We start from the raw sequence: 14,265 nt of genomic DNA, 5'->3' as shown, positions 1-14,265 counted from the left end.
AAACAAAAAAAATAGTGTACCTGCCGCTATGATCAAAATAAAGAAGTTTACATTCAATTACTTTTCCGAAAACACCTATCTGCTATACGATGAGACCGGAGAGGCGGTTTTGATCGATAGCGGATGCCTGTTTCCAGCTGAAGAACAGCAGCTTCAACTATTTATTACCCAAAATAAGCTTACCCCGGTTCATTTGCTCTGCACGCATTTGCATGTGGATCATATCTTCGGAAATGCATTCATCCATAAGACATACGACTTGAAGCCGGAAGCGCACCACTTCGAAGAAGAGCAATTGCCGGCTTCGGAAGAGCAGGCCCGCGCCTTCGGAATGCAACTTCCCGTCATGGCCGTTCCCGTCGGCACATATCTGGAACCGGGAGATATTGTTTCTTTCGGAAATTCTTCCCTCAAGTGCCTGTTTGTGCCCGGACATTCTCCCGGAAGCTTGGCTTTCTATAGCGAGCCGGACGGTTTTGTCATTGCCGGCGACGCATTATTCCGGGGCAGCATCGGGAGGACCGATTTATGGGGAGGCAGCACGGAGACGTTGATCTCTTCCATCCAGGAGCAACTTCTCACCTTACCGGACCGGACAGTCGTATATCCGGGACATGGGCCGGAGACTACAATCGGGGAAGAAAAGAAAAACAATCCTTATTTATACTGATATTTTATATTTAATATTATATTGTAGAGAATAGACATAAGCACAAAAGTAATGGACACAACAAAATTTGCAAACCGGCATATTGGTATCTCAGAGGGGGATCTTCCTGAAATGCTGCAGGCTATTGGAGTGAAATCATTAGACGAACTGATCGATCAGGTCATTCCATCCGATATCCGACTCCAGCATCCTTTGATGCTACCGGAGGCAATGAGCGAACACGAATTTGCCACCCATATTTCCGAATTGGCCTCTAAAAATGAAGTCTATAAATCCTATATAGGAATGGGTTGGTACGATACTGTTTGCCCTGCCGTTATCTATCGTAATGTATTCGAGAATCCGGTCTGGTACACTTCTTACACTCCTTATCAGGCAGAAATCTCACAAGGACGCCTGGAGGCTCTGATTAATTTCCAGACGGTGGTTTCCGAACTGACGGGCTTGCCTCTCGCCAATTGCTCCCTGTTGGATGAAGCGACGGCGGCTGCGGAAGCAGCTTCAATGCTTCATGCAACGCGCAGTCGGGAACAAATCAAGGCAGGGGCCAATACGTTTTTTGTCGATCGGAAAGTATTCGAATCGACCCGGGCGGTGCTTCATACCCGTCTCCTTCCCCAGGGAATTGAGATTGTAACAGGCGATTACCGGTCTTTCGAGTTTAACGGGCAGATCTTCGGAGCACTTGTCCAATACCCGAATAGCGACGGTTCGATTGAAGATTATAGGGATTTTGTCACCCGGGCCCATGGGCAGAATGTACGCGTAGTCGTTGCGGCCGACCTTTTAAGCCTGGCCCTGTTGACACCTCCGGGAGAATGGGGAGCGGACGTTGCGTTGGGAAGTACTCAACGCCTGGGTATTCCCTTGTTTTATGGTGGCCCTTCTGCAGCTTATTTCAGCACAAAGGAAGAGTATAAGCGGGCGATTCCGGGCCGGATCATCGGCCTTTCCAAAGATGTCTACGGGCATAATGCCTTCCGGATGGCCTTACAAACCCGTGAACAACATATAAAGAGGGAAAAAGCGACTTCCAATATCTGTACGGCACAGGCTTTATTAGCCACCATGGCCGGATTCTATGCCGTTTATCACGGTGCCGACGGGCTGAAAGACATTGCCTCCCGCATCCATTCGTATGCCGGTTTTTTGTCACACGAATTGGAACGTCTGGGTTATCGGCAGCTTAATAAAAATTATTTCGATACATTGAAAATAGATCTGCTTCCGGCTGTTTCAATAGAAGCGCTGCGGACGATCGCCTTGGAATGTGGGGTCAATCTCCGCTATTACAAAGAAGGGCAAGTCGGCATCAGCCTTGATGAAACAACCCAGTTGACAGATATAGGCGCCTTGTTATATATTTTTTCCGGGGCAGCCGGAGTCGAATATCTTTTGGATAAATCCCCTGAATCGGAGATTTATTTTGATAAGGCATTTTTGAGAACTTCGGATTTCCTGCAGGAAAGCACATTCAAGCTTTATCATTCCGAAACGGAACTGATGCGTTACATCAAACGCCTGGAGCGCCGGGATATTTCCCTGGCGCACTCCATGATTTCCTTAGGTTCATGTACAATGAAGCTGAATGCTGCTTCGGAACTGCTGCCTTTAGGACTCTCCGGTTTCCAGAATATTCACCCCTATGCACCGGAAGACCAGGTGGAAGGCTATGCCGAATTAATAGGTAACCTGTCTTCTTATCTGGCGGAGATAACCGGCCTGAAGGGAGTCAGCCTGCAACCCAACTCCGGGGCAGCCGGCGAATATGCGGGACTTCGTGTCATCCGTTCCTATCTGGAAAGCATAGGGGAAGGCCACCGGAATACTGTATTGCTCCCCTCTTCGGCGCATGGCACCAATCCGGCTTCCGCCGTACAATGCGGATATGAAACCGTTACGGTGAAATGTGATGAACAAGGAAATATCGATTTGGAAGATTTCCGGGCGAAAGCCGAAGCCAACAAGGAGCATCTTGCAGCTACCATGATTACCTATCCTTCGACCCACGGTATCTTTGAAACGGATATCAGGGAAATGTGCCAAATCATTCATGACTATGGCGCACAATTCTATATGGATGGAGCGAATATGAACGCACAGACCGGACTGACCAATCCCGGAAAGATCGGAGCGGATGTCTGCCATCTGAATTTGCATAAAACCTTCGCTTCTCCGCACGGAGGAGGCGGCCCGGGCGTAGGGCCCATCTGCGTGGCTCCCCACCTGATACCTTTCCTGCCGTCCCACCCGGTTCTGTTCGGCAATGACCGGAACACGGTTTCTGCAGCGCCTTTCGGTAGCGCCGGGATTCTTCCGATCGCTTACGCCTATATCCGGATGCTTGGAACGGAAGGACTGACCTTGGCTACCAAGATCGCGATATTGAACGCCAACTATCTGGCGGCCAAGTTGAAGGAAGCATACGGCATTGTTTATACCGGAGCGACCGGACGCGTAGGCCACGAATTGATCTTGGAATTCCGTCCGATTAAGGAACGCTCTGGAATAGATGAAGGAGATATCGCCAAACGGCTGATGGATTTCGGCTATCATGCTCCGACGCTATCCTTCCCGGTACACGGTACGCTGATGATCGAACCGACGGAAAGTGAAAGCAAAAGAGAGTTGGACCGCTTTGTCGAAACCATGCTTTGCATCCGGGAAGAGATTAGGGAGGTGGAAAAAGGAAAGGCTGCAAAAGAAGATAATGTATTAAAAAATGCTCCTCACCCGGAGTATGAAATCACTTCGGACGAATGGAAACATCCGTACTCCCGGAGTAAAGCCGCCTATCCGCTGGATTGGTTGCATGAGAGCAAGTTCTGGATAAATGTGGCGCGTGTAGATAATGCTTATGGCGACCGTAATTTGATTCCAACTATTTGCGGCTGCGAATAATAATTAAATAATAGGACAAAACCATTCATTGGGATTCCTTTTGATAACTGTAAAATTTGTATATTTGTAAATCCAAGTAAACATAATTAGCATGGCAAACGAAGAATTAGTAAATCTTATCAGAAATAAGGCGAATGTGTGGCTCGGTAAGAATTATGATGCCGAGACCCGTGAAGAAGTGAAAAGAATGTTGGAAAACGAAGATCCGACAGAACTCATAGAATCTTTCTACAAAGACCTGGAATTCGGTACGGGCGGCTTACGCGGCATTATGGGCGTAGGATCCAATCGAATGAATAAATATACGGTCGGAGCCGCTACGCAAGGGTTATCCAACTATCTTAAAAAAGAATTTGCCGACTTGGAACAAATCAAGGTTGTTATCGGTCATGATTGCCGGAACAACAGTCGGAAGTTTGCGGAGATATCAGCGGATATCTTTTCGGCTAATGGCATTAAAGTCTATTTATTCGAAAATCTTCGTCCGACTCCCGAAGTTTCTTACACGATTCGCAAATTAGGATGCCAAAGCGGTGTTATCCTGACCGCTTCTCACAATCCGAAGGAATACAACGGATATAAAGCTTATTGGGATGACGGGGCCCAAATGATTAATCCTCACGATAAAAACACGATTGCAGAGGTTAACAAAATCAAGAATGCCGGTAACATCAATTTTAAGGGGAATAAGGAGCTGATAGAGATCATAGGCTCCGAAATCGATAAACAATATATCCATGATTTAACGACCATCTCCCTTTCTCCAGAAGCAATTGCCAGGCATAAGGACATGAAGATCGTTTATACGCCAATTCATGGTACCGGAGTCCATATTATTCCCGAATCATTGGCCGCCTTTGGCTTTAAGAATATCATCCATGTTCCCGAACAGGATGTGGTCAGCGGAGATTTTCCTACGGTCATTTCGCCGAATCCGGAAGAGCCGGCCGCTTTGGCACTGGCTGTGGCAAAAGCCAAAGAAACCGACGCCGAACTGGTATTGGCTTCCGATCCGGATGGCGACCGTGTCGGAGCAGCCATCAAAGATGACAAGGGAGAATGGATTTTGGTGAATGGAAACCAGACTGCTATCCTTTTCGTTTATTACCTGATCACCCGTTGGAAGGAATTAGGCAAACTGAAAGGCAAGGAATACATTGTAAAAACAATTGTAACCACCGAAACAATCCGTACAATAGCTGAAAAGAACGGGGTGGAACTATACGATGTATATACCGGATTCAAATGGATCGCCAATGTGATGAGAGCCAATGAAGGGAAGAAAAGCTATATAGGCGGAGGCGAAGAAAGCTACGGCTTCTTATGTGAAGACTTTGTTCGTGACAAGGATGCCGTATCCGCTTGTTGTATCTTGGCGGAAATTGCTGCATGGGCAAAAGACCAGGGGCTTTCCCTTTATGACGTTCTGCAAAAGATTTATCTGGAATACGGCTATTCCAAAGAAGTAGGTATCTCGGTGGTGAAGAAAGGAAAGAGCGGAGCGGAAGAAATCGAAGCGATGATGAAGCGTTTCCGGGAAAATCCCCCGACGGAGATCGCAGGTTCGAAAGTGACCCTCCTCTACGATTATGTTTCGTTGAAGGGCTATAGTTATATCGATAACGAAACGATAACGCTGGATATGCCTACGACTTCCAATGTCTTGCAATACTATACGGAAGATAATACGAAGGTATCTATCCGCCCCTCCGGAACCGAACCTAAGATCAAGTTCTACTGTGAAGTGCATTACAAGGTAAGTACTCCGGAAGAATTGGAGAAAGCCAAAATTCAGGCGGAAGAAAAGATTGAACAGATCAAACAATCTTTAGGAATATAAACAATCTTGAATCGTCCCCACAGCAAATGTGGGGACGATTTATATCAATTATTTGGATGATTTTAAAATCCATCTTGATTTTTATTCTTGCCGGCATTTGTGAAATAGGAGGCGGTTATCTGATCTGGCAAACAGTCAGAGAAGGAAAATCGTTATGGTATGGCATTTTGGGAGGAATCATAATGGTTCTTTATGGACTTGTTGCAACTCTCCAAGCCTCGGATTTTGCAAAAGTATACGCAACTTACGGAGGTTTTTTTATTGTGTTATCGCTACTCTGGGCCTTTATATTTGATAAATATACGCCTACCAAGTATGATATTATCGGGGCCTTGATCGCTTTGCTTGGTGTTTGTATTATCTATTACTCCCCTCGATCATAAAAAAAAAGATCCGTCAGAACTATTAACGGACCTCTTTTTCGTGAACTGTGCTGGACTCGAACCAGCGACCCCTACCCTGTCAAGGTAATGCTCTAAACCAACTGAGCTAACAATTCAACTTAGGTGGTGCAAAGATAGACGAATTTTATCAATCTGCAATACCCTTTTGCTTTTTCATGATCGAAAGGATTTATACAAAAAATGAAAAGAGGCACCCTTTTGAGATGCCTCTTTCACTTATTAAACAATAAAAATCAATCAAATAAAAACAAAAAGTATTTACTTCTGCCCATGAGAACCGCTTAGAAATGCAACCAGCATCCAAACAGTTTTTTCTTGTTCTTGCAGATAGTCGCTCAACAAATTGACTGTCGCTTCGTCTCCATATTCGGATGCCGTAGCTAAAAGCGTACGTTCTTCCTTGATCAGGTAACTATATGTATCAAGGATGCTTTTTACTGCCTCTTCTCCGTAAGTAACGCCGGAAATTTCTTTGATCTTAGCTATTTTAAGATATTCGCTGAACTTGTTTTCAGGAGTTCCGCCCAACATTAGGATACGTTCGGCCAGTTCGTCGACTTTTTCTGCCGCATCATTATAGAACTCTTCAAATTTACTGTGCAGTGTAAAAAAACCATGTCCTTTTATTTCCCAGTGAAAACCACGGAGGTTGGTGTAATAAACTTGGAAATCAGCTAAAAGTTGTGCTAAACCTTTTACTACTTTTTCAGCGCCTGCTGCATCCAAATGAATAAAATCCAATGTTTTTGCCATAATATTAACTATTTAAATTGTACTACATTTCTATTCATCACAAATATACTAATCTACATTTACCTGTCAAACTGATAATATCAATGTATTCATCAATATTGTCTATTCATTCAATGCCGTTCCATATATTGGAAATGTTGTTACTTTCCCTCATATGCATTGTATAAACAAGTATACAAGAGTCTTTGTTTTTTAAAATAAATTAAATAATGTATCAAAGAGGCAAAGCCTCTGATCAAACACAATATTGGGTGTGAATGAACTGAAATAATTGCAGAATAATTGTATATTTGTTCCTAAATATCTTGGTATTTTTCAATTTAATTATAAATAAAGATTAAGCAAATTAGTAAATGGGAAGAGTACTCGTTATTGGAGCCGGTGGGGTAAGCACCGTTGCTGTCAAAAAGATGGCGATGAATGCGGATGTGTTCACAGAAATCATGTTAGCCAGCCGTACAAAAAGTAAATGTGACAAGATTGCCGCCGACATTAAAAACATACAGATACAAACAAGACAGGTGGATGCCGACAAGGTGGACGAACTCGTTTCTTTGTTCCGGTCCTTCCAACCGGATCTGGTAGTCAACCTGGCTCTGCCTTACCAGGATTTGTCGATCATGGACGCGTGCCTGCAATACGGTGTCAGCTATCTGGATACGGCAAACTATGAACCGTTGGACCAGGCTAAATATGAATATAGTTGGCAATGGGCTTATCAGGAGAAATTCAGGGAAGCAGGGCTGACGGCAATTCTGGGATGCGGTTTCGACCCGGGTGTGACGGGCGTCTATACCGCCTACGCCGCGAAGCATCATTTTGACGAGATACAATACCTCGACATTGTGGATTGCAACGCCGGAGACCACCATAAGGCTTTCGCAACCAATTTCAATCCGGAAATCAATATCCGCGAGATTACCCAGCGGGGAAAATATTACGAGGATGGCGTATGGAAAGAAACCGACCCCCTGTCGGTTCATCAACCCATTCATTACCCGGAAGTCGGCCCACGGGAATCCTACCTGATGTATCATGAGGAGCTGGAAAGCCTGGTCAAAAACTTTCCGACGATCCGCCGCGCGCGTTTCTGGATGACATTCGGACAAGAATACCTGACACATTTGCGTGTCATGCAGAATATCGGAATGACCAGCATCAAACCTGTACTATATAAAGGCGTGGAAATCGTGCCGATACAGTTTCTGAAAGCCGTTCTGCCCGATCCGGGCGAGCTGGGAGAGAATTATACCGGCGAAACATCCATAGGTTGCAGGATCCGCGGCCTGAAGGACGAAAAGGAACTGACTTATTATGTATATAATAATTGCAGTCATCAGGCGGCCTATAAAGAAACCGGAGCCCAAGGTGTCAGTTACACGACCGGAGTGCCGGCAATGATCGGCGCCAAGTTGTTTCTTCAGGGTGTATGGAAGAAGCCCGGAGTCTATAACACGGAAGAATTCAATCCGGATCCGTTCATGAAAGAGTTGAATGAACAAGGATTGCCTTGGCACGAACAGTTCAATATTAACATAGAATTATAACGAAAAATCAGATGGCAATACAAGTTGGAGATAAGGTTCCTGATCTGTTAGGTCTGGATCAGGACGGTAAAGAAGTCAAACGTAGCGACTATAAAGGTAAAAAGATTGCTTTATACTTTTATCCGAAGGATAATACAAGCGGATGTACGGCCGAAGCCTGCAGCCTGAGAGACGGTTATCCGGCCCTGAAAGCCGCCGGGTACGAGGTGATCGGGGTGAGCAAAGACAGCGCTAGGTCGCATCGCGGCTTTATAGAGAAGCAACAACTACCCTTCCGTTTAATCGCGGATACGGATACCGCCCTTCAGCAATTGTTTGGAGTATGGGCTGAGAAAAAGTTATACGGGCGCGCCTATATGGGAACCCTCCGCACCACTTTTATCATTAACGAAGAGGGCATTGTGGAAAAAATCATTGGTCCGAAAGAAGTAAAGACAAGCGATCATGCGAACCAAATCCTGAATAAATAAAATTATGGCAAAAGAAGAAAAAGAAGAAAAAAACGAATTGATTGATTTCGATAAAGGAACCAAGCAAGCTGTAAATACAGACAAATTAAAAGCCTTGCGCGCTGCGACGGAGAAGATAGAGAAAAGTTACGGGAAAGGATCCATAATGAAGTTGGGTGACGAATCCATCATAGATATAGAGGTCATTCCGACCGGTTCGATCGCCTTGAATGCGGCTTTGGGAGTCGGTGGTTATCCAAGGGGCCGCGTGATCGAGATCTATGGCCCGGAATCGTCCGGTAAAACGACCTTAGCCATTCATGCCATTGCCGAAGCGCAGAAACAGGGTGGAATCGCTGCATTCATCGATGCGGAACATGCCTTCGACCGCTTCTATGCGGAGAAGTTAGGCGTGGATATCGAAAACCTGTGGATTTCCCAACCAGATAGCGGAGAGCAGGCGCTGGAAATTGCGGAGCAGCTGATCCGTTCTTCCGCAGTCGATATCGTGGTGATCGACTCGGTAGCCGCCCTGACGCCAAAAGCGGAACTGGAAGGAGACATGGGCGACAGCAAAATGGGATTGCAGGCGCGCTTGATGTCGCAGGCTTTGCGGAAACTGACGGCAGCAATCAGCAAGACAAACACGACTTGTATCTTTATCAATCAGCTGCGTGACAAGATCGGCGTCATGTTTGGGAATCCCGAAACGACGACCGGAGGAAACGCTTTGAAATTCTATGCTTCCGTCCGCCTGGACATCCGTAAAATCGGCGCATTGAAGGACGGAGACGAGGTGAAAGGAAACCAAGTGCGGGTGAAGGTAGTGAAGAATAAGGTGGCTCCTCCTTTCCGCAAGGCCGAATTCGATCTCATGTTCGGTGAAGGGATATCCCATTCCGGAGAAATTGTCGATTTGGGCTCCGATCTGAATATCATCAAGAAAAGCGGTTCCTGGTACAGCTATAATGACACAAAATTAGGGCAAGGACGCGACGCAGCCAAACAATGTATCAATGATAACCCCGAACTGGCCGAAGAACTGGAAGGATTGATATTCGAAGCATTAAAGAGATGAACCGGGAAAAGTATCGTTTGCTTTGTCAGACCGAAGAAGGCCTCTCTCTCTTTTCACGTGACTGGTGGCTGGATATTGTGTGTGGCGAAGCAAATTGGGATGCTTTATTCATAGAAGAGAAGGGGAATGTACAGGCCGTACTTCCCTACTATACACCTCATAAGGGAATCATTTCGATGCCTCCCTATACACAAACGATGGGACCCTGGTATGCGCCGGAAGCGGCCGATGCAAAGTATACGACCGTTCTGGGATATCGCCAGATGTTGTGTAAAAAGATGCTTGAATCGTTAAAAAAATATCCGCATTTTCTTCAGAACTTCAATTACGAAATAACCGACTGGCTTCCTTTCTACTGGGAGGGATACCGGCAGACAACGCGGTATACTTATATTCTACGGAATATTACGGATTCATCGGCATTATGGAAACAAATGAGTCCCCATACGCGGCGCAATATCAATAAAGCCGGAAAGCAATATAAAATAACAGTCCGGACGGATATGTCTGCTGAGGACTTCCTGCGTATCCAATCGCTGACATTCAAGCGGCAGCATAAGCGCAACAAGCAGGATCCGGATGTCCTCCGCCGTTTGATCCGGGTAGCCCGGGAGCGCAACCAAGGCGAACTTTTCGGCGGATATGATGAGAAAGGGCGGCTGCATGCGGCGGTATTTATTGTCTGGCAGAAGAGTTCAGCTTATTATATTGCAGGCGGCGGTGATCCTGAATTCAGGGCTTCCGGTGCACATAGTCTGGTGATGTGGGAAGCTATCCGAAGGGTGTCGGAATATACTGATACCTTCGACTTCGAAGGTTCTATGCTACCCGGTGTCGAACGTTTCTTCCGGGAATTCGGAGGCATTCAAACCCCATTCCATACAATAACCAAGGGTAAGATCAGTTTATTATATAGAGTTTGGCTTAAATTGGAAAAACGGTTATGGAAGAAACGATTCGCTACCTGATTCGCTACCTGATTCGCAGTGAAGTTCCGGAAGAAATATATAAAAGTATAGGCTATACGTCCGAGGAAGAAAAGTTCGGCTTATACAAAGTCGTGATTGTGGCATCCCCGTTTTTTTCGGATGGAACTTATGGAAAAACGTCCTCTCTGCCGACTCTTCCTTTGCCCGAACTGGAGGGAGTCCCGGTTTTATTCGGAGAGCCCCGTATCGAACAGCGCGGAGACACTTGGATTATCTATGCCGACCTGGTTGCCGGCGCTTATTTCCTCATGACACGTTATGAAGAAATGGTGCGCCCGGAGGTGCATGACGAGCACGGACGTTTCCCCGGGAAAGAATCCCTTCCTTACCGGGCTGGATTTATAAAACGTCCGCTCGTGGATCTATACGGCCTTATCCTCCGGAAAATTTTGCGGAAAGCCGGCTTTCCGATCGAAAAAGTAGACCAACATTTCCATAACTTTTATTTGACGCATGATGTAGACGTCCCTTTCAAATACCGTACCTGGCGAAGCGTCCTGCGTGCCTTGATTAAAAATAGAAACCTTAAGGAAGCATGGGATGTAAAAACAGGCAAATTATCCTGGGATCCGTATTATAAATTCCCGGAGATGTTTTACAAATTCGAATACTTCAAGGCGCGTGTCCCGTTTCCTTGTCATTGCATTATGTTTTTCCGATCCGGCGGACATACCAAACACGACAGGCCGCATTATTCTTTCAAGTCGAAGGATATGCGCACTCTGTTGAAATTCTGCGAAGAGATGGGCGTAGAAATGGGACTGCATGCCAGTTATGAGGCAGGTGGCGATCCTTCGTTGATAGCTAAGGAAAGAGAGCGCCTGTGCGACATCTTGGGTAAAGAGATCCGATGGAATCGCCACCATTTCTTACGCTCCCGCCGTCCGGAGGATATGGAAGCGTTGATCAGCGCGGGGATCACTGAAGATTTCACGATGGGGTACGCCGATATAGCTGGTTTCCGGCTGGGAACTTCGCGGGAAGTACGTTGGATCAATCCGCATACCCGCCAGTTGACACCCTTGGTACTTCATCCGTTGCTTATTATGGATTGTACGCTTTCGGAACGCAAATATATGCACCTGAAATTCTCGGAGGCGCTTCTTTATAGCATAGAACTGTTACATGAAACAATAAGCGTCGGAGGCGAGCCTACCCTGTTGTGGCATAACACATCCCTTGAAAGCGATTGGTGTTCTGACTACAATTATATCGGATGGCTGTATAATGTGCTGGTAAAAGAGATGGTAGAGTTTGAAGCCTTTGATGATTATCTTAATTTAGAATGAAGATCGTTACAATAGTCGGTGCGCGTCCCCAGTTTGTCAAAGCGGCCATGGTCAGCCGCGCTATTACCCGCCGGAACCGGGAAAATCAGGATCCCCTCGAAGAACTTATCCTGCATACCGGGCAGCATTACGACGCCAATATGAGCGGACTGTTTTTTGAAGAGATGAAGATTCCGCTCCCGGTCTGGCAGCTGCATTGCGGTAATGGAAGCCATGCAGTCATGACGGCCCGGATGATGGTGGAAATCGAAAAGATTTTAACGGAAAGCCTTCCTGATTATGTCCTGACCTATGGTGACACCAATTCCACATTGGCAGGTGCCCTGACAGCGGCGAAGCTGCACCTGCCTGTCGCCCATGTCGAAGCCGGCCTACGCAGTTTCAATAAGGAGATGCCGGAAGAAATCAACCGGATTCTGACAGATCATGTATCGAGCCTTCTTTTTTGTCCTACTTTCGCTGCAGTAGATCATTTAAAGGATGAAGGTATTGAAAAGGGAGTTTTCCATGTGGGCGATGTCATGCAGGATGCTGCGATCCTTTTCGGAGAACAGTCCGAACGCACATCCACGATTCTAAGAGATTTGCAACTGCAGCGCAAGCAATTTTACCTGTGCACCTTGCACCGGGCGGAGAACACGGATCGAAAAGAGCGGATGACACAGATTTTCGACGCCTTACTCGAAATCGCGACTCCGGCATGTCCGGTCGTCTTGCCGCTGCACCCACGGACGAAGCATTGCCTGGAGGAATATTGCTTGCTCCCGCTGATTCGTCAAAACCCCGGAGTAAAGTTGGTCGATCCGCTGTCGTTTTTAGATATGATTATGTTGGAGAAACAGGCGCTCACGATATTAACGGATTCGGGGGGAGTACAGAAAGAAGCCTATTTCCACCGTACTCCCTGCATTACCCTTCGTGAAGAGACGGAATGGACGGAAACAATAGATGCCGGCTGGAACCAATTGGCCGGTTATAAAACCGCACACATCCTTCAATGCCTGAATCAATCTCCCGGACAAAAAGAGATCAAAGAATACGGAACAGGCAATGCCGCCGACCGAATTGTGGATCAATTAATGCATGAATTTAATCGGCCATGAGGGAATTATTAATACTCTGCGATCAGTTTCCGCCGGCTTTCGGGCCGCGAATGGGGTATTTATGCAAATACCTGAAAGGTTCCGGATGGCGGCCTGTGGTAGTGACGGAACATCTTCCGGACCATATGTTTACATTCCTTACCGGTTTCGCCGAAGTGACGGAAGTCCGGTATTATAAAACGAAGCGAAAATGGTTGAAACGGCTGGAATGGTTGTTGGTCTTTATACTGGAGATCCTATGCGATTACAAGAACCGGAAGATGGCAAAGGCAGCTCTCCGCCTCGTTCCATCGCATTCCTTCGAGCTCATTCTTTGTAGTACTTACCGTACATTCCCTTTGCCGGCCGCACAAAAAGTCGCGTCCAAGACGGGCCTTCCCCTCATTATCGACCTGAGGGATATCATCGAGCAATATACCGGCAATGAATTCATTGCCCATCCGTTGCCCAAACTTTTCGGATTGGAACGCCTTATTGCCCGTCTATTCCGGGCAAAGAATCTTCATTCCAGGAATAAAGCACTGCGTGCAGCCGACCGTATCACGACCGTTTCACCTTGGCATGTGGAAATGCTGAAGCCTTATAATCCGAATGTCAACCTGATTTATAACGGGTATGATCCTGAACTCTTCTTTCCGGAATCTATCAAGACCGAACAATTCCTATTGACTTATACCGGCCGGATTCTCAGTACGGCCATGCGTAATCCGGAATTACTCTTCGAAGCGGTTGCACAACTCTCGAAAGAGGAAACGATTTCCCCGCTGACTTTCCGCATACGCTGGTACGTCGATGTCGCCTCCCGCCAGATCATCGAACAAGAATCAAAGCAGTACGACATTCGCGAATATATGGATTTCTTCGGCTATGTACCCGCTTCCGAGATCCCGGAAATACTCAACCAAAGCTCCATGCTGTTGATTTTGACAAATAAAGCAGTTGGAGACGGTCCCAAGGGCATCATGACGACCAAATTCTTCGAATCCCTGGCTGTCGCGAAACCGATCCTTTGTGTACGGGGAGACGAAGGATGCCTGGAAGAAGCGATCCAGGAGGCCCGGGCGGGACTTTCCGCCCACCGGACTGAAGAGGTCGTGCCTTTCATCCGGCATTTTTACGAGCAATGGCGGAAGACGGGAGAAACCCGGATGCCCGTCGACCATGAAGTCGTCCAAAGCTATTCCCGCAAGAACCAGGCTGAACAATTTATCCGGATATTTAACGAACTTACTCATTCATAAA

12 protein-coding genes and 1 tRNA gene are annotated in these 14,265 nt (G+C 46.6%); 11 read left to right on the top strand and 2 right to left on the bottom strand.

Annotation, left to right across the window (positions count from 1 at the left end; translation table 11 throughout):
* The first annotated feature begins 28 nt into the window (after positions 1-28).
* The 4 genes from BQ8014_RS11005 to BQ8014_RS10990 all read left to right on the top strand — a co-directional run bounded on the left by BQ8014_RS11005 (position 29) and on the right by BQ8014_RS10990 (position 5,794).
* Positions 29-670: an MBL fold metallo-hydrolase gene (locus BQ8014_RS11005; protein WP_080904383.1), complete on the top strand. Its 642-nt coding sequence runs from the start codon at positions 29-31 to the stop codon at positions 668-670.
* A 51-nt stretch (positions 671-721) separates the two neighbouring features.
* The gene (gene gcvP, locus BQ8014_RS11000; protein ID WP_080904382.1) at positions 722-3,571 is read left to right on the top strand and encodes an aminomethyl-transferring glycine dehydrogenase; all 2,850 of its coding nucleotides are present in this window, start codon (positions 722-724) and stop codon (positions 3,569-3,571) included.
* 91 nt (positions 3,572-3,662) lie between these two features.
* Positions 3,663-5,411, top strand: coding sequence for a phospho-sugar mutase (locus tag BQ8014_RS10995; RefSeq protein ID WP_080904381.1), 1,749 nt, complete (start codon positions 3,663-3,665; stop codon positions 5,409-5,411).
* A 56-nt stretch (positions 5,412-5,467) separates the two neighbouring features.
* Complete coding sequence (locus tag BQ8014_RS10990; protein ID WP_234998031.1) at positions 5,468-5,794, top strand: YnfA family protein; 327 nt, start codon at positions 5,468-5,470, stop codon at positions 5,792-5,794.
* A gap of 41 nt (positions 5,795-5,835) precedes the next feature.
* Here BQ8014_RS10990 and BQ8014_RS10985 read toward each other — a convergent pair.
* Both BQ8014_RS10985 and BQ8014_RS10980 read right to left on the bottom strand, forming a co-directional pair.
* Positions 5,836-5,910, bottom strand: a tRNA-Val gene (locus BQ8014_RS10985).
* A 163-nt stretch (positions 5,911-6,073) separates the two neighbouring features.
* Complete coding sequence (locus tag BQ8014_RS10980) at positions 6,074-6,568, bottom strand: Dps family protein (protein WP_080904379.1); 495 nt, start codon at positions 6,566-6,568, stop codon at positions 6,074-6,076.
* 353 nt (positions 6,569-6,921) lie between these two features.
* Here BQ8014_RS10980 and BQ8014_RS10975 point away from each other — a divergent pair, with 353 nt between their 5' ends.
* The 7 genes from BQ8014_RS10975 to BQ8014_RS10945 are packed head-to-tail and all read left to right on the top strand — an operon-like array spanning position 6,922 to position 14,264.
* Complete coding sequence (locus BQ8014_RS10975) at positions 6,922-8,115, top strand: saccharopine dehydrogenase family protein (protein WP_080904378.1); 1,194 nt, start codon at positions 6,922-6,924, stop codon at positions 8,113-8,115.
* Between the two features lie 11 nt (positions 8,116-8,126).
* The gene (bcp, locus tag BQ8014_RS10970; RefSeq protein ID WP_080904377.1) at positions 8,127-8,585 is read left to right on the top strand and encodes a thioredoxin-dependent thiol peroxidase; all 459 of its coding nucleotides are present in this window, start codon (positions 8,127-8,129) and stop codon (positions 8,583-8,585) included.
* A gap of 4 nt (positions 8,586-8,589) precedes the next feature.
* Positions 8,590-9,642: a recombinase RecA gene (recA, locus tag BQ8014_RS10965; protein WP_080904376.1), complete on the top strand. Its 1,053-nt coding sequence runs from the start codon at positions 8,590-8,592 to the stop codon at positions 9,640-9,642.
* Positions 9,639-10,610: a GNAT family N-acetyltransferase gene (locus BQ8014_RS10960; RefSeq protein ID WP_080904375.1), complete on the top strand. Its 972-nt coding sequence runs from the start codon at positions 9,639-9,641 to the stop codon at positions 10,608-10,610. Before recA ends, BQ8014_RS10960 begins: the two co-directional genes overlap by 4 nt.
* The gene (locus BQ8014_RS10955) at positions 10,586-11,920 is read left to right on the top strand and encodes a UDP-2,3-diacetamido-2,3-dideoxy-alpha-D-glucuronate deacetylase VimE (RefSeq protein WP_080904374.1); all 1,335 of its coding nucleotides are present in this window, start codon (positions 10,586-10,588) and stop codon (positions 11,918-11,920) included. The genes BQ8014_RS10960 and BQ8014_RS10955 overlap by 25 nt, the downstream gene beginning before the upstream one ends.
* Positions 11,917-13,023, top strand: coding sequence for a non-hydrolyzing UDP-N-acetylglucosamine 2-epimerase (gene wecB, locus BQ8014_RS10950; protein WP_080904373.1), 1,107 nt, complete (start codon positions 11,917-11,919; stop codon positions 13,021-13,023). The genes BQ8014_RS10955 and wecB overlap by 4 nt, the downstream gene beginning before the upstream one ends.
* Complete coding sequence (locus tag BQ8014_RS10945) at positions 13,020-14,264, top strand: glycosyltransferase (RefSeq protein ID WP_080904372.1); 1,245 nt, start codon at positions 13,020-13,022, stop codon at positions 14,262-14,264. The genes wecB and BQ8014_RS10945 overlap by 4 nt, the downstream gene beginning before the upstream one ends.
* Position 14,265: the final 1 nt, after the last annotated feature.

Origin of the sequence: Parabacteroides sp. Marseille-P3160, assembly GCF_900162725.1 — a bacterium.
GTDB lineage: Bacteria > Bacteroidota > Bacteroidia > Bacteroidales > Tannerellaceae > Marseille-P3160.
The sequence above is the reverse complement of the archived record's forward strand: the minus strand, read 5'-3'. Positions and strand labels throughout refer to the sequence as shown.

What these genes read in the sequence shown, in the direction of transcription:
- BQ8014_RS11005 (WP_080904383.1), top strand. Translation starts at nt 29, where the DNA reads ATGATCAAAATAAAGAAGTTTACATTCAATTACTTTTCCGAAAACACC.
- gcvP (WP_080904382.1), top strand. Translation starts at nt 722, where the DNA reads ATGGACACAACAAAATTTGCAAACCGGCATATTGGTATCTCAGAGGGG.
- BQ8014_RS10995 (WP_080904381.1), top strand. Translation starts at nt 3,663, where the DNA reads ATGGCAAACGAAGAATTAGTAAATCTTATCAGAAATAAGGCGAATGTG.
- BQ8014_RS10990 (WP_234998031.1), top strand. Translation starts at nt 5,468, where the DNA reads ATGATTTTAAAATCCATCTTGATTTTTATTCTTGCCGGCATTTGTGAA.
- BQ8014_RS10980 (WP_080904379.1), bottom strand. Translation starts at nt 6,568, where the DNA reads ATGGCAAAAACATTGGATTTTATTCATTTGGATGCAGCAGGCGCTGAA.
- BQ8014_RS10975 (WP_080904378.1), top strand. Translation starts at nt 6,922, where the DNA reads ATGGGAAGAGTACTCGTTATTGGAGCCGGTGGGGTAAGCACCGTTGCT.
- bcp (WP_080904377.1), top strand. Translation starts at nt 8,127, where the DNA reads ATGGCAATACAAGTTGGAGATAAGGTTCCTGATCTGTTAGGTCTGGAT.
- recA (WP_080904376.1), top strand. Translation starts at nt 8,590, where the DNA reads ATGGCAAAAGAAGAAAAAGAAGAAAAAAACGAATTGATTGATTTCGAT.
- BQ8014_RS10960 (WP_080904375.1), top strand. Translation starts at nt 9,639, where the DNA reads ATGAACCGGGAAAAGTATCGTTTGCTTTGTCAGACCGAAGAAGGCCTC.
- BQ8014_RS10955 (WP_080904374.1), top strand. Translation starts at nt 10,586, where the DNA reads ATGGAAGAAACGATTCGCTACCTGATTCGCTACCTGATTCGCAGTGAA.
- wecB (WP_080904373.1), top strand. Translation starts at nt 11,917, where the DNA reads ATGAAGATCGTTACAATAGTCGGTGCGCGTCCCCAGTTTGTCAAAGCG.
- BQ8014_RS10945 (WP_080904372.1), top strand. Translation starts at nt 13,020, where the DNA reads ATGAGGGAATTATTAATACTCTGCGATCAGTTTCCGCCGGCTTTCGGG.